At 60.4% G+C, this 16977-nt stretch carries 13 protein-coding genes and 10 pseudogenes; 9 read left to right on the forward strand and 14 right to left on the reverse strand.

Annotated elements, in window-relative coordinates; all coding sequences use genetic code 11:
* Positions 1-360: 360 nt before the first annotated feature.
* The 6 genes and pseudogenes from OVA00_RS10465 to OVA00_RS10490 form a co-directional block, all read right to left on the reverse strand.
* Positions 361-1093: pseudogene (locus OVA00_RS10465) on the reverse strand (IS66 family transposase); the annotation flags it as partial.
* 44 nt (positions 1094-1137) lie between these two features.
* Positions 1138-1491, reverse strand: coding sequence for an IS66 family insertion sequence element accessory protein TnpB (tnpB, locus tag OVA00_RS10470; protein ID WP_173516751.1), 354 nt, complete (start codon positions 1489-1491; stop codon positions 1138-1140).
* Positions 1475-1921, reverse strand: coding sequence for an IS66-like element accessory protein TnpA (gene tnpA, locus OVA00_RS10475; RefSeq protein ID WP_268088793.1), 447 nt, complete (start codon positions 1919-1921; stop codon positions 1475-1477). Before tnpA ends, tnpB begins: the two co-directional genes overlap by 17 nt.
* A 142-nt stretch (positions 1922-2063) precedes the next feature.
* Positions 2064-2261, reverse strand: a complete 198-nt coding sequence (locus OVA00_RS10480; protein WP_268088794.1) for a hypothetical protein — start codon at positions 2259-2261, stop codon at positions 2064-2066.
* 299 nt (positions 2262-2560) lie between these two features.
* Positions 2561-3610, reverse strand: a complete 1050-nt coding sequence (locus OVA00_RS10485) for a transposase family protein (protein WP_268088875.1) — start codon at positions 3608-3610, stop codon at positions 2561-2563.
* Positions 3611-3952: 342 nt separating this feature from the next.
* A pseudogene (locus tag OVA00_RS10490) lies at positions 3953-4174 on the reverse strand (hypothetical protein); the annotation flags it as partial.
* Positions 4175-4451: 277 nt separating this feature from the next.
* Between OVA00_RS10490 and OVA00_RS10495 the strand changes: the two are divergent.
* From OVA00_RS10495 to OVA00_RS10510, 4 genes and pseudogenes are all read left to right on the forward strand, one after another.
* Positions 4452-4724, forward strand: coding sequence for a CopG family ribbon-helix-helix protein (locus OVA00_RS10495; protein ID WP_268088795.1), 273 nt, complete (start codon positions 4452-4454; stop codon positions 4722-4724).
* 47 nt (positions 4725-4771) lie between these two features.
* Positions 4772-5005: a type II toxin-antitoxin system RelE/ParE family toxin gene (locus OVA00_RS10500; RefSeq protein WP_442780481.1), complete on the forward strand. Its 234-nt coding sequence runs from the start codon at positions 4772-4774 to the stop codon at positions 5003-5005.
* A gap of 18 nt (positions 5006-5023) precedes the next feature.
* Positions 5024-5116: pseudogene (locus OVA00_RS10505) on the forward strand (AbrB/MazE/SpoVT family DNA-binding domain-containing protein); the annotation flags it as partial.
* Positions 5117-5122: 6 nt separating this feature from the next.
* On the forward strand, positions 5123-5329 hold the full coding sequence (locus OVA00_RS10510; protein ID WP_268088877.1) for an antitoxin VbhA family protein: 207 nt from the start codon (positions 5123-5125) through the stop codon (positions 5327-5329).
* A 322-nt stretch (positions 5330-5651) separates the two neighbouring features.
* On the opposite strand, the gene OVA00_RS10515 is transcribed toward OVA00_RS10510, so the two are convergent.
* Positions 5652-5912, reverse strand: coding sequence for an arylsulfatase regulator (locus OVA00_RS10515; RefSeq protein ID WP_268088797.1), 261 nt, complete (start codon positions 5910-5912; stop codon positions 5652-5654).
* Between the two features lie 212 nt (positions 5913-6124).
* Between OVA00_RS10515 and OVA00_RS10520 the strand changes: the two genes are divergently transcribed.
* From OVA00_RS10520 to OVA00_RS10530, 3 genes and pseudogenes are all read left to right on the forward strand, one after another.
* Positions 6125-7257, forward strand: a protein-coding gene (locus OVA00_RS10520; protein WP_442780482.1) for an IS3 family transposase whose coding sequence is annotated in 2 segments (ribosomal slippage) — positions 6125-6377 and positions 6377-7257 — 1134 coding nt in all. Because the reading frame shifts where the segments join, the coding sequence is not laid out codon by codon here.
* A gap of 160 nt (positions 7258-7417) precedes the next feature.
* Entirely contained in the window at positions 7418-7915 is a 498-nt protein-coding gene (locus OVA00_RS10525) for a recombinase family protein (protein WP_268088800.1), read from the forward strand.
* Positions 7908-8815: pseudogene (locus tag OVA00_RS10530) on the forward strand (IS481 family transposase); the annotation flags it as partial. The gene OVA00_RS10525 and the pseudogene OVA00_RS10530, both read left to right, overlap by 8 nt.
* 200 nt (positions 8816-9015) lie before the next feature.
* On the opposite strand, the pseudogene OVA00_RS10535 reads toward OVA00_RS10530, so the two are convergent.
* The 4 genes and pseudogenes from OVA00_RS10535 to OVA00_RS39785 all read right to left on the reverse strand — a co-directional run bounded on the left by OVA00_RS10535 (position 9016) and on the right by OVA00_RS39785 (position 13730).
* Positions 9016-10684: pseudogene (locus tag OVA00_RS10535) on the reverse strand (IS66 family transposase).
* A gap of 376 nt (positions 10685-11060) precedes the next feature.
* A pseudogene (locus tag OVA00_RS10540) lies at positions 11061-12247 on the reverse strand (IS91 family transposase).
* Positions 12248-12251: 4 nt separating this feature from the next.
* Positions 12252-13115: a tyrosine-type recombinase/integrase gene (locus tag OVA00_RS10545; protein ID WP_268088550.1), complete on the reverse strand. Its 864-nt coding sequence runs from the start codon at positions 13113-13115 to the stop codon at positions 12252-12254.
* A gap of 420 nt (positions 13116-13535) precedes the next feature.
* On the reverse strand, positions 13536-13730 hold the full coding sequence (locus OVA00_RS39785) for a hypothetical protein (protein ID WP_326494122.1): 195 nt from the start codon (positions 13728-13730) through the stop codon (positions 13536-13538).
* 45 nt (positions 13731-13775) lie between these two features.
* Between OVA00_RS39785 and OVA00_RS10555 the strand changes: the two are divergent.
* Positions 13776-14225 (forward strand): annotated as a pseudogene (locus tag OVA00_RS10555) (helix-turn-helix domain-containing protein); the annotation flags it as partial.
* Positions 14226-14262: 37 nt separating this feature from the next.
* Here OVA00_RS10555 and OVA00_RS10560 read toward each other — a convergent pair.
* The gene (locus OVA00_RS10560; protein ID WP_268088803.1) at positions 14263-15465 is read right to left on the reverse strand and encodes an IS256 family transposase; all 1203 of its coding nucleotides are present in this window, start codon (positions 15463-15465) and stop codon (positions 14263-14265) included.
* 53 nt (positions 15466-15518) lie between these two features.
* Positions 15519-16384, reverse strand: a pseudogene (locus tag OVA00_RS10565) (IS3 family transposase); the annotation flags it as partial.
* 4 nt (positions 16385-16388) lie between these two features.
* On the opposite strand from OVA00_RS10565, the pseudogene OVA00_RS10570 reads away from it, so the two are divergent.
* Positions 16389-16622: pseudogene (locus OVA00_RS10570) on the forward strand (IS630 family transposase); the annotation flags it as partial.
* An 8-nt stretch (positions 16623-16630) separates the two neighbouring features.
* Here the strand turns inward: OVA00_RS10570 and OVA00_RS10575 are convergent.
* Positions 16631-16912: pseudogene (locus OVA00_RS10575) on the reverse strand (transposase); the annotation flags it as partial.
* Positions 16913-16977 lie beyond the last annotated feature (65 nt).

Here is a 16977-nt window from a genome sequence, read left to right on the forward strand (position 1 = left end):
GTTCCGCGACAATGCCTGCATCCGCTTCACGCCCCCTCAACGCCGGTCGCCGCTTGCCCGGTCACCAGGCATCTGACAAGCTGATCCCAGAGAGACGAGAAATCTCTGGTTTTGACGACAGGTTTCACGTTACGACGCTTCATCGGAAGGTTCATTTTCATTCGTCTCTCGGATGCGTACCGGCCCAGGGTATACCCTGGACTTGGCTCCAACGCTTACGACCACGTCTCTTAAACGCAGCCGCTTGGAGTGGTTTGGACCCAGCTCCTGAAAGCCGAGCCCGAGGGGCCATCCCTCATCATCATCGCAGCTTTACGCACACAGTCTGTCAGGCCATCTAGACCATCCTTTCCGTGTGCTCTGCAGCACACTCTCGTCGCCATGGATGACGGTCTGGGATCGCAACCGCAGCTTCAGTGCGTCATAGACGCGAATGAGGTGTCTCTCGCTCGAACCGATCACCCAATGGCCCAGAGCGCCACGGCTGACAGGAACGCCAGCGCGCTCGAAGGCTTGCGCCAAACGATAGAGCGGCGTGCCGTCGACATATTTATGAACGAGCGCGAACAGGCGTGCTGATCCCGGTGCGGTCGCAGTTACGGCACGCATATTTGGCTCGCGCATTCTGCAGAACCGTGGCCTTCACCTCGATGTGAAGCTGCTCGGTAACCAGCTCGCCCATGCGATGCATCGGGTGGCTGCAGCACGGACAGACCTTCTGGTCGTCGGCAAGGTCATACTCGACGCGCTGGCGCGGCAGGTTCGCCGGCAACGGCCTGCGGCCGGGTTTCTTGCCGTCGGGTTTTTCGATCTCCGGCAATCCCGTGTCCGGTAGAGCGACGGCATCATCGGCGTCTTCGCTGTCCTCGTCCCCCTCAAGGGCAGCCTGCTCGGCTTCGTTGAAGATGCGATCCATGTGCTTTTCGCTGCGCGGCGCAAAACGATGCAACTGCGCCAGCGCCAGTTCTTCCTCAAGCTTGAAGACGCGCTGCGCGAGGATATCCTTCTCGGCCTTCAGCGCGGCGATTTCTGCAGCATTCGCCGCCAAAAGCGCCATCAATTCCGCAACATCAGGGGTGCCGGCTCGATTCATCATAGTCTTGAATCTGAGCCGTTCCCTTACGTCAACGGCAAAGTTCAGCCGACAAATTCATATTGCCGCACCGGATGGCGCACCATCGCGTCAAGATCAATGCCGTCGAGCAACCAGTGCAGTTGTTCGGCGTCAAGCGCCACCACCGCCTCCTGCCGCTTGGGCCAGCGGAACTTGTCTTCCGTCAGCGCCTTCAACACGAGCACAAAACCAGACCGATCGAAGAACAGCAATTTCATCCGGGTTCTGCGACGATTGCAGAAGGCGAACACCGCGCGCTCGAACGGGTTGAGGCCCATTGACTGCTCCACCAGGATCGCAAGGCTGTTGATCCCCGCACGAAAGTCGATCGGCTCCCGGTGAAGATAGACGCGCAGATCATCAGCCAGCCGGAACATCGCAACGCCCCAACGCTTCGATCATCGCCGACAGAGCCTCAGCATCCGCATCTTCAAGCTCAAGCCGCACACCGTTCGGTAGCGACGCCCTCAACCGCACCCGTGGCGATGTCGGCCGAGCCGACGGAGCCGGCGGTCGCGCAATCGGCGCGGCCGCAACCACCGGAACGAAGGCCGACGGTGCCACGCAATTCGTCACAACCCTCAATCCTTTGCTTGCCGCCTGCCGGTCTTGGCGCTGATTTACCCACTTGCGCAGCTGATTGGTATTGATCCCGTGCGAAAGCGCAAGTCCGGCAATCGATACCCCAGGCTCAAGGCACGCATCGATCAGGCGCTCCTTCGAAGCCCGATCAAAATACCGCTTCCCGTTGCGAAGAACACGCACAACCCGAAGCGGCTCCGAAATCTCTCTGTCATCAATTGCCATTGCGTCCGCAGTCTCCATTGCGGACGCAGACTCCATCACCTAAACATCAATGAAAAGGTGCAGAGATTTGCGCGTTTACGATAGATCCACGAGGATAGCGCCTCATTCGGCAAGGGTTGAGGATGGATCGGCAGCCGCTTCATCAACCCGGAACAAGCTGGCGCTCGATGCTGATGCGGCGTTCCACCGGTCCTTTGTAGTCCGCGATGCGCAGCGTGCGCTCGCTGATCGATTCGTCACCGGTTTCGATCGCCGCAATTGCTGCCGCGCGCAGGGCAGATTCTCGGCATCGGTCTCTTCCTGGGGAGCCGGCGTATCGACGGAATTTCTCGACCACCATGCTTTTGCCGTTGTTGGTGGAGCTGAGCAGCAAGGCGTTTGGCGGGCGAAGCCCCCGGCCCGTACTGCAGAAGGTATTCGAACCGTCGCAGCGCGTCCTGTGCCCGATCGTAGCCGATCGACCATTGAGCGCCCGCCAAAAGGTCGAGCCGCAGGGCGTCATCAAGTTCTGACGCTGCGTCGATTGTCTGGTTTGGGAGGCCTTCTTTTACGCTTGTCACTATTTTGTCGCCGGATAGAGCGTGGTCACGACGATCGGCGGCTCGGCGTTTCCTTCCAACTCCACGTGTTCGGGTTGATTCAGAGGACGGCTGTTTCCAGCGATCCGGGCAAGTTTACGCCGGGCCGAGCTGCAGCGGCTGCGCGGGCCAATTCTCGTTGTTTCCCCACGGCACGGAAAATGGAATCCTCATCGACATGCGAGCGTCCTTCAGCCTTCAGCCGGGCGACGGCCTGCCGATGCTCAAATAGGGTGATGCTTAGCCGATCGAGCCTCGCGCATGGAACCTCGACATAGAATTGTCCGGCCTGATCGAGCGCAAATATACGCGAAAGATCTCGCGGGTCGCGCCGGATCATGAAAAGCCCCAGCCGATCACGCTCTGCGATCCATGGATGCAATGCGTTGCTGAAATAGCTGATGTGGTCGAGCCGAAAGCCCTCGCGGGTAACCCGACGACGAAGGACCGGGAGGAAGTCGACCAGGAATGCTTGCGACTGCGTGATGGATCGCGGTGCGCCAATAACCGACACGCCACGCCGCCATCGTGCGATCGGCGGTTCGAGGAGCCCGCCATGCAAGTCATCGTGATATCGCCCTACAATCGCCAATGCCATCCACTGCTCCAATTCGGCCAGTGTCATGCAAGCTTGGCCGTCACTGTCGTAGTCGCCGCGCTCCACCGGATTGGAAAATGTCGTACCGGCAACTTCGTGGATCATTTGCATCAACGTACCGATCAGACGCTCGACAATACCGCCATAATGCGGTGTTGCCACCGGGCGGTAGTTCAGCGCGATGCCGTGCTGCTCGCAACCCCGCGTCAGGGCCTCCGAGTGGAACTCGGCAGCGTTGTCGACATAGAGCCCACCAGGGATGCCCGAGACGGGCCATTCATGATCGTCAATGCCAAGCGCCCGGAGATAGCTATACTTCGCGGATGCCGCATGTGCGATGCAAAGGCCGACGCTTGTCGCAGACGGTGGATCGAATGACAGCAGAAAACCCGCAATGCAGCGGCTGTAAACGTCGATCGCCACTGTCAGGTAAGGGCGTCCGAGCGGCTGGCGGAAGGTTTCGTCAACGAGGATGATATCGACGGGCGTATGGTCGATCTGCAGCACCTCCATGGGTCTTGTCGTTTCCGGCGTCTGTCCCGCCGCTGCCTGCAGACGCCGGGCGGCCTTGCTGCGAGCGCCGCCATGCCTGCGCCTGACTGCCTGATCGGATTTGATCGCGCGAATTCTGGCCCGGATTGTATTCGCCGACGGCACCACGATTCCGGCAATGGCGCATCGCTCTCGCACCGTTCGCACAACAGCTTCGGCACGCTTCTTTTGCCGGGTCAGGTACTCATCACGGATCGCCTCGGCAATCACCGTCTCCGCCGCATGCGACAGCCGACCTCGGCCCTTGCCACCAGACGGTGGCTTCGGAGCCAATGAACTGAGAAGCCCGCCCGATTGACGGTATCTGCGAATAAGGGAATAGACGGTTCGCTCGGTGAGACCGAGTTCCGCGCCGGCCTGCCTGGCGAGATACGCCGGGGCCTTCGACAGATCGGCCAACGGCGCGATGATCGTTGCCCGTCGCTTGGCTTCGGCCCACGCAGCGTCGGACAGCCCAAGCACGCCGTTCTCGGGGAGCAGGGCAGATTCGGATATCGGCTGCTGAACAGGACTTCTGGTTACCATGCCGGCCACTGAACACGACTACTGGTAAAAAACTGGTTTACTGAAAGCGTCTTTTGAACAACCGGGGCAGCGCTGATCCGGTAACCATTGAAAACTCTCAGCACTCATTGAAGTCGTCTTCTGGAATCGACACCGGGGATTGTGCCGCTGTCGCAAAACTTAGGATATTTGCGACACTTCAAGGCAATTTCAGCGCAACAGGCCGAACGCGTGGACAGCGCGACAAAGAAGGGCTACATTATCACTGGGTATTACTATGTGATAAGAGGCCCTAGCGATGGCAACATCCCTCAAGATTGACGACGGCCTGAAAGGCCGCGTCCAGCAGCTCGCCAGCCAGCGCCGACGCTCGGCGCACTGGATCATGCTCGAAGCGATCCAGCAGTATGTAGACCGCGAGGAAGCCCGCGAGGGCTTCAAACAAGAGGCCTTGGCGTCTTGGGCGGCCTATCAGGAAACCGGGCGGCATTTGACCGGCCAGGAAGTCCGCACATGGTTGAAAACTTGGGGCACCGATGACGAAAAGGCAGTGCCTGAGTGCCACGAGTAATCGTCACGGAAGGCGCGGCTGAAGGATTGGAGCGCTGCCGCAGGTTCTTGGCTGCCAAGGCTCCCGAAGCAGCCAAGCGGGCAGGGCATGCCATCGAGCGGCAATTCCTGCTCTTAGAAATGACACCGGATATAGGGCGGCCTTTCCCTGAGCTGCCGGAGCTGCGCGAGCTGGTAATAGCGTTCGGAGATTCCGGCTATGTCGCGCTGTATCGCCATGAGCCAGCCGACGATGCCGTGTATGTGCTGGCCTTTCGACACCAGAAAGAAGCGGGGTATTGAATGCCCAAGAAGACGGGTATTGACGCCTTCATCGGTCGGCATGCAGGCAAGGCAGAAAAGCCGCTGACGATTGAGGAAATGAACGAGATTGCCGCCGATGGCTGGGCTGGCGCGGGCATGGCCGGGCCAGAAAAACCCGCTCAGACATCAGAGGAAATTGCCCAAAACCGTGCCGCGCTGGATGCTGCAATCGGCTCCCTTCGTCTGGAAGGAATAGAGCCAGACGCCGAAAGCCTAGCAGAAATGCACCGGATAGTGCGCGGCGAGATCACACCAGATGAGGCGATTGCAAACATCAAGGCAAGGTTCAAGTCAGCGCTTTAAGCCTTCGGTGCATCGGATAGACAACATGCCGATAACGCCATTGAAGCCAGCATAGAGCGCCGATTGTGACGCCCATTAAAAACACCCTGCCAGCATCCCTATCGCCGGTAAAGATACCCTTCAAAATCTCCGGTGCCTGTAGCTGTAGCCGCTTGCCAACGTAATGGCTTGTACTCGCCAACATCGGGGATTTCTGCTCGAATTATCTGACACTGGAGAGCGGGTCCTGCTCACGCTCTTTGCCAATGTGCTCGCCAACATCCGGCGCTGCTCGCAAACGATCGTCGCGTGCTCAGATTAATTGCCAGTGACGGTGGTGCCGTTAACGCGGAACCTTGATCGAACCATCGGCAATCCCTCCGGCGATATTGGAGAGAACAGTCGCGAAGCGATAGAAGGCCGGGAAGCGACCGCCCATCGTTTCAATTTCGTGTTTGTACGAACTGTCGAGAAGCGCCTTGAAGTCCGGCATGAGGTCGGACATGCCGACGAAGAGGCTGATGTCATCGGCGCCGGTGAGCAGCAGGGCATCCGCCCGGGCATCGAGACGTCGTATGATTGCCAGCATTTCGGTTCTGGTCATCTTGTGCTCCTGTTCCACTGCCACATGATCCGTGCGTATTCGACCGTCAGGCTCATAGGCTGTGATCACGAAGTCGCCCTGTCATAAACGAGGGTTTTTGAGTGATCCACAGCGAGTGCCACCTTGAACAGAGGTGGCTCGGGAAAATTGGACAGGTCGTTAAGTGGAATTTCTGGCTGAGAGCGGCGAGAGTGCCGTAACAGGAGAATCACTTGAGCAGACGACCCCGCCGAAACCACAGCGCAGCCTTCAAGGCGCGTGTAGCCCTTGCTGCGATCCAGGGGGAGAAGACGTTATCGGAGCTTGCGCAACAATACGACGTTCACGCCAACCAGATCACGACGTGGCGAGATCAGGCGCTTGCGGGCATGACGGCGATCTTCGACACGGGATCAAAGCCGTCGGAGCCTGCGGTGGATGTAAAGACGCTGCACGCCAAGATCGGGGAGCTTTCGCTGGAGAACGATTTTTTATCCGGCGCGCTCACCAAGGCGGGACTGTTGGGGAGCGTAAAGAAATGATCGACCGCGATCACGAACTGTCCATCACCCGCCAGGCCCGAGCTTTGGGGATCAGTCGCAGCATCGTCTACTACCTGCCACAACCGGCGTCGCCGGCGGATCTTGCGCTGATGCGTCGGATCGACGAGCTGCATCTGGACTACCCGTTCGCGGGCAGCCGGATGCTGCAGAAGCTTCTGACGCGCGAAGGCGTTGACGTCTACCGACTGCATGTGCGGACCCTGATGAAACGCATGGGGATCGCGGCGCTTTACCGCAAGCCGCGCACGTCAGCACCCGGCGATGGGCACAAGATCTATCCCTATTTGCTGCGCGCTCTGAAGGTCGATCGGCCCAACCAGGTCTGGGCAACGGATCTGACCTACATCCCGATGGCGCGCGGGTTCTGCTATTTGATCGCCATCATCGATTGGTTCACGCGCAAGGTTCTGTCGTGGCGGTTGTCGATCACCATGGACGCTGCGCCATGCGTCGAGGCTCTCGAGGAAGCGCTGGCCTGCTACGGCAAGCCCGAGATCTTCAACTCGGATCAGGGCAGCCAGTTCACCAGCCACGACTTCACAAAGGTGCTGCTCGACCACAAGATCAAGATCAGCATGGACGGCAAGGGTGCCTGGCGGGACAATGTCTTCGTCGAGCGGCTGTGGCGGTCGGTGAAATACGAAGAGGTCTACCTCAAGGCCTACGACAGCGTCCGCCAGGCCCGTGCATCGATCGGAAAGTATCTCGACTTCTACAATCAGAGACGGCCACATTCGAGCCTTGACGGCAAGACTCCGGATGAGGCCTACTTAACCCCGACACCGCTGCCCGAAGCGGCTTAACCACAGGCAGGATTCCACTTAAAAACCGGGAAGACCTGTCCAAACAAACCGAGCCACCTCTAACCTCGAATGGCGCCACAAGCTCTTCTCAATACTGTTATAGAAACCTGTGTTGCAAAATGCTATATGACCGACGACTTTCGAGAACATTTGAGTTGCTATGCGGGTCGGGTACGCCAGGGTCAGCACGATCGATCAAAATCCGGAGCTTCAACTTGAGGCCCTGAGACGCGCCGGCTGCGAGAAGGTGTTTACCGAGCGCGGGTCAGGCGCTCGCGATGACCGCCCGGAATCGAGCCGAATTCTCTCCGACGTGCTGCGTACCGGTGACACGCTTGTTGTTTGGAAACTCGATAGGTTGGCGCGATCGCTGAAGAAGCTCATCGCGACGGCGGAAGAGTTGGAGCGCGCGAAGATGATCCGCGAACGCACGACGGCAGGATTGGTCGAGGCGCGACAACGCGGCCGTAAGGGAGGCCGCCCGCCCGCGATGCGCCCAAACGACATTGCAGCGGCGCGCGCCCTAATGAAGGAAGGCAGCATACCAGTACGCAGCATAGCTGAGCGCATGGGAGTTTCGGTGGCGACCCTCTATCGCCATATCGGCAAGAAGGGTGGCGCACCCAAAGTAGCAGAAACCGGAGAAGCTCATGGCTGAGCGGAGAAAGCGGCCGCCCGGAGAGGCTCTTGTCGATATTCGACGCCGGTTGTCGCTGCTTTCTCCCAGAGATCCGGGCCGCATTGAGATTGTCGCTCGTGCCGCCGATGCCTACGGCGTCTCGATCTGGACCCTTTATCGGGCGCTACGGGAGTTGAACCGCCCGAAATCCGTACGTCGCGCCGATCATGGAGTTTCCCGCGTCGCTCCGCAGCCGGAGATGGAAACCTATGCCGAAATCATCGCGGCGCTGAAGATCAGGACGGCGAACCGGAAGGGCGGCACATCTCCACGGCGCGCGCCATAAAATTGCTTGAGGAAGATGGCGTGGAGACGCCGGATGGCCTGGTGCGTGCTCCGCCCGGACTGCTGAAACGCGCAACGGTCGATCGACTGCTGCGTGTTTCCGGGCTCGACTATACGCGCGTCACCCGTCCGGTGGCCGCCGTCCGATTCCAGGCGCGGCGTTCCAACGAGCTCTGGCACTTCGACATGAGCCCATCCGACCTGAAGCAGGTGGAAGCGCCGCTTTGGGTCGAGGAAGGGCGCGGCAAGCCTTCCCTGATGCTGTTCTCGGTTGTCGATGACCGTTCTGGCGCGAGCTATCAGGAATACCGCTGCGTCTACGGCGAGGACGCGGAGTCTGCCTTGCGCTTTCTTTACAACGCTTTCGCAGCCAAGCCTGAGCCGGAACTGCCGCTTCAGGGGATTCCAACGACCATCCATATGGATAATGGGCCTGTGAGCCGCTCGCGCGTCTTCCAGTCCGTCATGGGCAGTCTCGGCGTCAGGGTGCTCACGCATATGCCGCCGTCGGTCAGCGAGCGGCGCACGCCGGCGCGTGCCAAGGGCAAGGTCGAGCGGTCGTTCCGGACGATCAAGGAAGTGCATGAGACCCTGCCCCGGTTACCCCCGTTGTAACCGGGGCAGATTTTGTGGCGGTGCTGATGAGATAGGCAAAAGCTCTATATGCGCAGCCTAGCACAGACGGGTTGAGTCGCGGAAGCACGGCGGGCATTGGGTCGAGGATGTCGGTGGCATCGACGCTGAACCAAGGCAGTTCTTCTAGCCAGGGCCGTTTGTAAAGTGGAGAGGCGTGTTCAAGCCTTAGCCGCGACCAGAGTGGCCAGCGGCGGGATGGGCGGACCGTCGAGTTGCAGGCGGTCGCCGAGATAGTGCCAGGAACGACAGGCCGAGCTTCCGGCAGGTTTTCATCAGCCCGAGCATGGTGTCGCGCGCCACGCGGCCCTCTCGGCTCATCGTGCCACCGGAGACCTTGCGCTTGGTGACGAAGCTGCGCAGATCGTTCTCCGACGCATTGGTGTGGAGCGGCGTTCCCGGTCGTTCCAGCGCCTTGAGCAGTTCGTCCTTGCGGCGAAACAGGCGCGCCAAAAGCTTGTCGAGATCCTCGTAACCGGTACTGAGCGAGAAGATGCGGTCGAAGCGTTTGTGGAACGCGGCAGCGAGCCCAGGCGGCGGCTTCCGTTTGACGCTCTTCAGCGCCCGGTAGAACTGCCACACGAGATCGCGCACCGTCTCGACCAGACGCACCTGCCGCGGCGTTGTCGGCATTAGCTTTTGCAGCAGCCGCTCCGCATGCACCCAACAGAGCGCATGGTTGCCGACCCGAAACTGGCCGGCGTCGTCGGAGACGATGACGGTATCACCGATGAGACCATGATGGCGGATCGATCCCCAGATGCCGGCTTCCGCCAGCACACGCACCGCCTGCCGGTCGAAGATGTCGATCCCCCTGGCAGCCAAATGCTCGAGGAACGGCACCTGGTTGCAGAAATGTTTTGGTTCATGGCTGCGGATTTTGGCGACCAGCGCCGGCTCGACGCGACGGCGATCGAGATAGTCGAAGGCGGCGTCGTTGAGGACATAGTCCTGATAGCTGCCTCTGAGCAGCGACAGGAAGTTCAGTCGGGACTTGGAGGGCGTGGTGCGGAAATTGGTGAACTGCGCCCCGCCGATCTGGGTCGTATGGAAATTGGCGCGCGCATGCCGGGCGCCGGTATCGTCGACGGTGATATAGGGTGCCGAAAGCAACCCGGCATGCAGTACCGCCGCATCCTCGGCGACAAAGCTGTCCAGCCCTTGGGTCATCAGCCGCACGACCTGGCGCTTGGAGACGTCGACGCCGACATCGTTGAGCAGCGTCGTCAGCCGCTCCATCGTCACCTGTCCTTGCGCGTGCAACATCAGGCAAAACCGTCGCAGGTTGGCGCCGTAGCTGCCGATGATTCCTGCAGGCAATGGCGCAAGCAGCATCTTGCCGTCCGGTGTCAGCCAGCACTCGCGCCGGTAATGAACGACCTCAGCCGAGATGATCAGGTCACGCACATGGCAGCTCTTGTAGCCCTTGAAACGGGAACCTGGAGGCGGCGTCATGCGGAGCACTTCCTCGCGGCTCACCCGTTTGATGTCGAGCTTCGGGCCGCGCGGCTTCTTCTTGGCTGCCGGCGGATCATCCTGTTTGAAATCCGTCGCCTTCTCCATGCCCGACGGGCGAAACGGCGGCCGCGGCGGCAGGTTCTTCAGTCTGGCGATCTCGTCGCGCAGTAGCTGGTTCTCCACCTTCAGGCGGGTGTTTTCCTGGCGCAGCGCTGCATTCTCTTCACGAAGCTCCGCGTTCTCGGCGCGAAGCTTCGTGACTTCTGCGGAGAGCTCCCTGACCTCACTGACCAGGCCCGTCACAAACGACCGCAACGCGTTCAGCGATAGCGTGTCGGCGTGCTCGGGTGAGGGGAGGCGCTTCTTCGGCATGACCGAAGCGAATCTGATTTGCGCCCAAGGCGGAATCTGGAGGGTTATGTGAGGTCGCATCCGTCGTCGCGGCGAGCTCGAGCGACCTCACATAAGCCGGATTGAAGTAAGGCGCGGGTTGTTTGGCGCCGTTATGGGAATAGTAAAGCACGCCGCTTGATGACGATAGCGGATTCGTCGTGGACGGCAATCGCACCGCCGATTTTTGTGGTGATCTGGCGACCTTCGCGAGCAGCTTGCCGGACGATAGGAAGCGATTTTTGCGCTCTCAATGCACACTGTCGGTCTTTCGGTGTGGCCAGGGCCACGCGGTATCGCGCGCCGGCGCGGCGCTTGGTTTTGTGGGCATATGGGAGGGGGTGCGGATTGTCGGAGTTCATGATGTATCGCACCAGAAAGATGATGGCCGGGGCGGCGAAACAGGCGCAACAGTGATTCCTGTCCTACGCATGGGACGCCGGCAGTCAGGGCATTCGTGGGATTGCCCGGGCTGTGATTTGCCTGCCTGCGACCGCTCCCCTGCTGATGATGGTTGATCGAGGATCTGCCTGCAGAGGCCGATACGATCCCGTCGGTGGCTATTGGCGAGAAAGCCGAAGTGGCGCATGCGGTGGAAGCCGTCCGGGAGCACGTGTAGAAGAAAACGCCGGATGAACTCGTGCGGGTCAAGGCGCATGATCTTCTCGCGGTCGCGACCCTTGCCACGGTAATCCTTCCATCGGAAGGCAACGTGGTCATCATCGACCTCGACGATGCGGCTGTTGGCGATGGCAACACGATGGGTGTAGCGGCCGAGATAGGCGAGCACCTGGTCGGGCCGCCGAACGGTGGCTTCGAATAGACGACCCATTCGACGCGGCGCGCACGCGCGAGATGGCGGGTGAACGCCTCGTCATCGTTGAGATGGCTGAGTTCGTTGGAGAAGCGGAGTTCACCGTGAGCGAAGGCTCTAGCAAGGGCCGTCAGAAAGAGCCGCCGAAACAGCCGCGACAGTACGCGCACGGGCAGAAAGAAGCCCGGCCGGCATGCCACCCACCTAGCTCTGTCGGGCGAGAGACCGCCGCCGGGCACGACGCAATGAACATGGGGATGATGGGTCATGGCCTGGCCCCAGGTGTGAAGCACGGCGACGATGCCGATCTCGGCGCCCAGCCGCTTGGGATCGGCGGCAACGGTCTGCAGCGTCTGGGCCACGATGCGCATCAGCAATGCATAGACGACCGCCTTGTTGTGGAAAGCGATCTCGGCGATGCCCGGTGGGAGCGTGAAGACCACATGAAAGTACGGGACCGGCAACAGATCGGCGACGCGTGCAGCGACCCACTCCTTGCGGGCCGCGCCTTCGCACTTCGGGCAATGGCGATTGCGGCAGGAATTATAGGAGATGCGGGTCCTGCCGCAATCGTCGCAGGCATCGACGTGACCGCCGAGCCTCGGCGTCCGGCAGGCTTCGATCGCGCCCATGACGCGTCGTTTGCCGCGGCCAAGATGACCGGCGTTCTCACGTCTGTAGGAGCTCCCATGTCGCCGAAAGATGTCGGCGACTTCGAAGGTGGGACGCAACCGATCACGATTCCGGCGGTGTCACCTCCAGTCGTAACCGATCGAGCGGACTGGCCGTCGACCGGATCGTGTCGGTAGAGACCTGCGTATAGCGCGCTGTCGTGGAGAGGTGGGCGTGACCGAGCAGGACCTGGATGATGCGGATATCGGTCCCGTTCTCGAGCAGGTGAGTGGCAAAGGAATGCCGCAACGTATGGACGGTGACGTGCTTGGAAAGACCCGCCGCCGCAACCGCCGAACGGCAGGCGGAATGCAGCACCGACGGCGCGATCGGCTTGTCTGGATCGCGCCCAGGAAACACAATGTCCTTGGGCCGCGCCAACCGCCAATAGCTGCGCAGGATCCCGAGCAGTTCCGGCGACAGCATGACGTAGCGGGCTTTGCCGCCTTTGCCACGCGTGATGTGGATCACCATCCTTGAGCTGTCGATATCGTTGGCGCGAAGACCACAGACCTCCGAAACCCTCAGGCCGGCGGCATAAGCCGTTGTCAGAGCCACCCGCGCCTTCAAGCTGGAGACGGCTTGCAGAAAGTCGACCACCTCGTCGCTCGAAAGAACAACCGGCAACTGGCGTGGCTCGCGCGCATACGGAATATGCTCCGGGATCGTATTCTGGCCGAGCGTCACGCCATAGAGGAACCGGAGGGCGCAGACGATCTGGTTCAATCCGGACCAGGAGATGCCCGTCGACACAAGGTGAACCTGGAAGGCGTGGACCTCGTCCAGGCCGAGCCGAGCCGGTGATCGGCCGAAATGGCGGCTAAACTTTGCGACTGCATAAAGATAGGATTGCTGCGTGGCCGGAGAAAGATTGCGGACCGTCATGTCCTCGATCATCCGGCGACGCAGAGGGCTCATCTCGGCCATCTGGATCTCCTGTCTGAAGGGTGGGTTCGCAACACCCAAATCCTCTCAGACAGGAGACATCTCTCAAAGAGGCCACCAATTGCCGCGACTAGCGGCTTAGTTCAATCTGAGAAAGTCCGAACTGGAACACTACGGCGGATCGCCGTTGATCCTTTCCGGCACCGCGGCCCCGTGGCACTCGCCTTAATGTCCTTAAGGACGCGATCAATCGTCGCTGGGCTCATAGTCAACAATTGCCGACGCGTCTCGCTATCCATATCGCCGTTTCCATGCCTTTCCATCGCTTCTATCAATGTTGGCAATAGTGGGTGTAGTACCTCTGCACAGAGGATTTGACGAGTTGGTTGGGTTGCAGCGTGGGTAGGCAGTTGTGGCTGACGAGCAGTTCGATGCTGCGGGCGACGCCGGGTTTCCTTCGGATTAATCCGGCCCGCTCGAGGGAGAGCACCATTTGGTGGACGGATGGTGGGGTGCGCCGAAATAGCGTTGCAGGTCACGCTCGGCCGGCGGCCGTTCGTTGATTTGGCTATAGGCCCAGATGAAGGCGAGGTACTGGCCCTGCTTTTCGGTGAAGTGGGGTGGCGCTGCCGGCTGCCCGTCAAGTAATTGATTCATTTTTCGATTCATCCGGAACCTCCGCAATTGAAGGAGGCTTTCCGGATGAATGTACGCCATCGTGTCGACCTCGACCAACCCGAACGCGACGAACTCTTGAGCATGCTGCGCGGCGGCAAGCACCCGGCGCGCAAGCTCAAGCGGGCGCAGATCCTGCTCGCCGCCGAGGCGGGGCTCAGCGACGAGACCATCGCCGCAACGGTGGCGGTCGGCGGTTCCACAGTCTACCGCACCAAGCGTCGCTTCGTGGAGATGGGCCTGGAGGCGGCGCTTGGCGAGGAGCCGCGCCCGGGCGCGCAACGCAAGCTGACCGGCAAGGAGGAAGCCCTGCTGGTGGCCACCGCCTGCTCCAGCCCGCCGCCGGGCTGCGCCCGCTGGACGCTGGAGCTGCTGGCCGACGCGTTCGTCAAGCTGACCGAGCACGAACAGCTGTCGCGCGAGACGGTGCGCCGGCGCCTGGCCGAGAATGATGTCAAGCCATGGCGCAAGGACATGGGGAGTGTCAGGAATTCTGTGCGGTGGGCCGGTTTCATCAGTTGAAGAACCGCTCGCCGAAGATGACGGCGAACTGTGTCTTTGCCTCGATCCACTCCCTCGGCGCGCGCTTCCATTGCTCGGCCTCATTGTTGAGGACCAGATATAACAGCTTCATCGCGGCTTCGTCACCCGGGAAATGGCCGCGCGAGCGCACTGCCCGACGAAGTTTCGAGTTCAACGCCTCGATGGCGTTCGTCGTGTAGATGATGCGGCGGACGCCCTCTGGGAAGGCGAAGAAGGGAACAACGTGTTCCCAATTGCGCCGCCAGCTTTGAGAGATGGCAGGGTATTTCTGGCCCCAATACCCTTCCTCGAAAGCCTCCAGCGCCTTCATTCCAGCCTCGGCATCTCGAGCACGATAGATGGCTCTCAACGCCGGTACGACGGGTTTGCGATCCTTGTAGGACACGAACTCCAGAGAATGCCGGATCAGGTGGACGATGCAGGTCTGGACGATCGTCTGAGGGAAGACGACCGTAATGGCTTCGGGAAAGCCCTTCAGGCCATCGACCACGGCGATCAGGATGTCCTGGCAGCCACGGCTTTTCAGCTCATTCATCACGCGCAACCAGAACTTTGCCCCTTCGGTCTGCTCGATCCAGAGCCCGAGGATTTCCTTTGTGCCGTCCGCCAGAACTGCGAGCGCGACATAAACGGCCTTGTTGCGAACGAAGCCTTCGTCCCGGATCTTGACCCGGATGGCATCGAAGAACACGAGGGGATAGCACAGCTCGAGCGGGCGGTTTTGCCACTCGCCAACGGCCTCCAGAACCTGGTCGGTCACCGCCGAGATCAGGTCCGGCGACACGTCGATACCGTAGATTTCTTCGAGGTGGCCCTGGATTTCCCGCACCGTCATGCCGCGCGCGTACATGGAAATGATCTTATCATCGAAATCGGGAAAGCGGCGCTGATATTTGGCGATCAGCTGCGGGTCGAACGTACCGGCCCGGTCGCGCGGGATGGTCAACGTCATCTTCGAGGTACCGGTCAGCACCGTCTTTTTCGAAGATCCATTCCGCCGATTGCCCGACGGTCCTTCGCTGCGATCGACGGCGAGATGTTCATCAAGCTCGGCGTTGAGAATACGCTCCGACAGTGCCTTCTTCAGGTCATCCAGCAAGCCGTCCTTGCCGAAAACATCGGATGGATCACGACCAGCAAGAAGTTGGTCCAGAAGTTCTTTTTCGATAGCCATGTGATGATTCGCTCCTTTTCATCATCATGGCCCACCGCACAGAATTCCTGACACTCCCGGCTGGTGAACTGGCTGCCCTGATCCGAGTTGAAGATCTCGGGCTTGCCGTAGCAGGCCAGCGCTTCCTCGAGAGCCTCGACGCATGGCGCAGCGTCCATGGTGATCGACAACCGCCACGACAGAACCTTGCGCGTGAACCAATCGATGATGGCGATCAAATAGCAGAACCCGCGCGCCATCGGGATGTAGGTCAGATCCGTTGCCCAGACCTGGTTGGGCCGATCGACCTTCAGAGCGCGCAGCAAATAGGGATAGATCTTGTGCCCATCGCCGGGTGCTGACGTGCGCGGCTTGCGGTAAAGCGCCGCGATCCCCATGCGTTTCATCAGGGTCCGCACATGCAGTCGGCCGACGTCAACGCCTTCGCGCGTCAGAAGCTTCTGCAGCATCCGGCTGCCCGCGAACGGGTAGTCCAGATGCTGCTCGTCGATCCGACGCATCAGCGCAAGATCCGCCGGCGACGCCGGTTGTGGCATGTAGTAGACGATGCTGCGACTGATCCCCAAAGCTCGGGCCTGGCGGGTGATGGACAGTTCGTGATCGCGGTCGATCATTTCTTTACGCTCCCCAACAGTCCCGCCTTGGTGAGCGCGCCGGATAAAAAATCGTTCTCCAGCGAAAGCTCCCCGATCTTGGCGTGCAGCGTCTTTACATCCACCGCAGGCTCCGACGGCTTTGATCCCGTGTCGAAGATCGCCGTCATGCCCGCAAGCGCCTGATCTCGCCACGTCGTGATCTGGTTGGCGTGAACGTCGTATTGTTGCGCAAGCTCCGATAACGTCTTCTCCCCCTGGATCGCAGCAAGGGCTACACGCGCCTTGAAGGCTGCGCTGTGGTTTCGGCGGGGTCGTCTGCTCAAGTGCTACACGCCCAAGCACGCCAGCTGGCTTAACATGGTCGAGATCGAAATCGGCGTCCTGCGCGGCCAATGCCTCAACCGCCGCATCGAAAGCCGCGACCGCCTCGTCGACGAGGTTGCAGCCTGGGAACGCCGACGCAACGCCAGTGGTGCCCGCATCAAATGGATGTTCTCTACCGAGAAGGCCCGCGTCAAGCTGGCCAAAGCCTACCCAAAACCAACGGCCAAAGAATCATAACCTCTGTGCAGAGCTACTAGCCGCTTCCCGCAAATTCGATCCGATGCCTCCCAAACGACGACAAGCGCTGCGCGCACGTCATCGCCGTAAACCCGCCGCCCTGGCCGAGGACCACCCTTCGCTGGCTCGCAGTCTCCGCGCAACAGTCGCATCTCATGCTTGCGATGAAAGCCCGTGAGGGCCACGAATTCGTCCAACATCCTCGCCTTCTCGGCCCGCCCGCCTAAAAGATAGCGCCAACTGATCGCCGCCACCAATTCCGCACGTGTCGCCATGCTTACCTTCCTCATCACCACTCCTGAGGTCGTTTTTTCGGGAGCAAATTAGCTGAGGCAACAAACCAATTTTAGGGAGC

Origin of the sequence: Ensifer sp. SL37 (assembly GCF_026672675.1) — a bacterium.
GTDB classification, from domain to species: Bacteria; Pseudomonadota; Alphaproteobacteria; order Rhizobiales; family Rhizobiaceae; genus Ensifer; species Ensifer adhaerens.

What these genes read in the sequence shown, in the direction of transcription:
- tnpB (WP_173516751.1), bottom strand. Translation starts at nt 1,491, where the DNA reads ATGTTCCGGCTGGCTGATGATCTGCGCGTCTATCTTCACCGGGAGCCG.
- tnpA (WP_268088793.1), bottom strand. Translation starts at nt 1,921, where the DNA reads ATGGCAATTGATGACAGAGAGATTTCGGAGCCGCTTCGGGTTGTGCGT.
- OVA00_RS10480 (WP_268088794.1), bottom strand. Translation starts at nt 2,261, where the DNA reads ATGGTGGTCGAGAAATTCCGTCGATACGCCGGCTCCCCAGGAAGAGAC.
- OVA00_RS10485 (WP_268088875.1), bottom strand. Translation starts at nt 3,610, where the DNA reads ATGGAGGTGCTGCAGATCGACCATACGCCCGTCGATATCATCCTCGTT.
- OVA00_RS10495 (WP_268088795.1), top strand. Translation starts at nt 4,452, where the DNA reads ATGGCAACATCCCTCAAGATTGACGACGGCCTGAAAGGCCGCGTCCAG.
- OVA00_RS10510 (WP_268088877.1), top strand. Translation starts at nt 5,123, where the DNA reads ATGGCCGGGCCAGAAAAACCCGCTCAGACATCAGAGGAAATTGCCCAA.
- OVA00_RS10515 (WP_268088797.1), bottom strand. Translation starts at nt 5,912, where the DNA reads ATGACCAGAACCGAAATGCTGGCAATCATACGACGTCTCGATGCCCGG.
- OVA00_RS10525 (WP_268088800.1), top strand. Translation starts at nt 7,418, where the DNA reads ATGCGGGTCGGGTACGCCAGGGTCAGCACGATCGATCAAAATCCGGAG.
- OVA00_RS10545 (WP_268088550.1), bottom strand. Translation starts at nt 13,115, where the DNA reads ATGGCCGAGATGAGCCCTCTGCGTCGCCGGATGATCGAGGACATGACG.
- OVA00_RS39785 (WP_326494122.1), bottom strand. Translation starts at nt 13,730, where the DNA reads ATGAATCAATTACTTGACGGGCAGCCGGCAGCGCCACCCCACTTCACC.
- OVA00_RS10560 (WP_268088803.1), bottom strand. Translation starts at nt 15,465, where the DNA reads ATGGCTATCGAAAAAGAACTTCTGGACCAACTTCTTGCTGGTCGTGAT.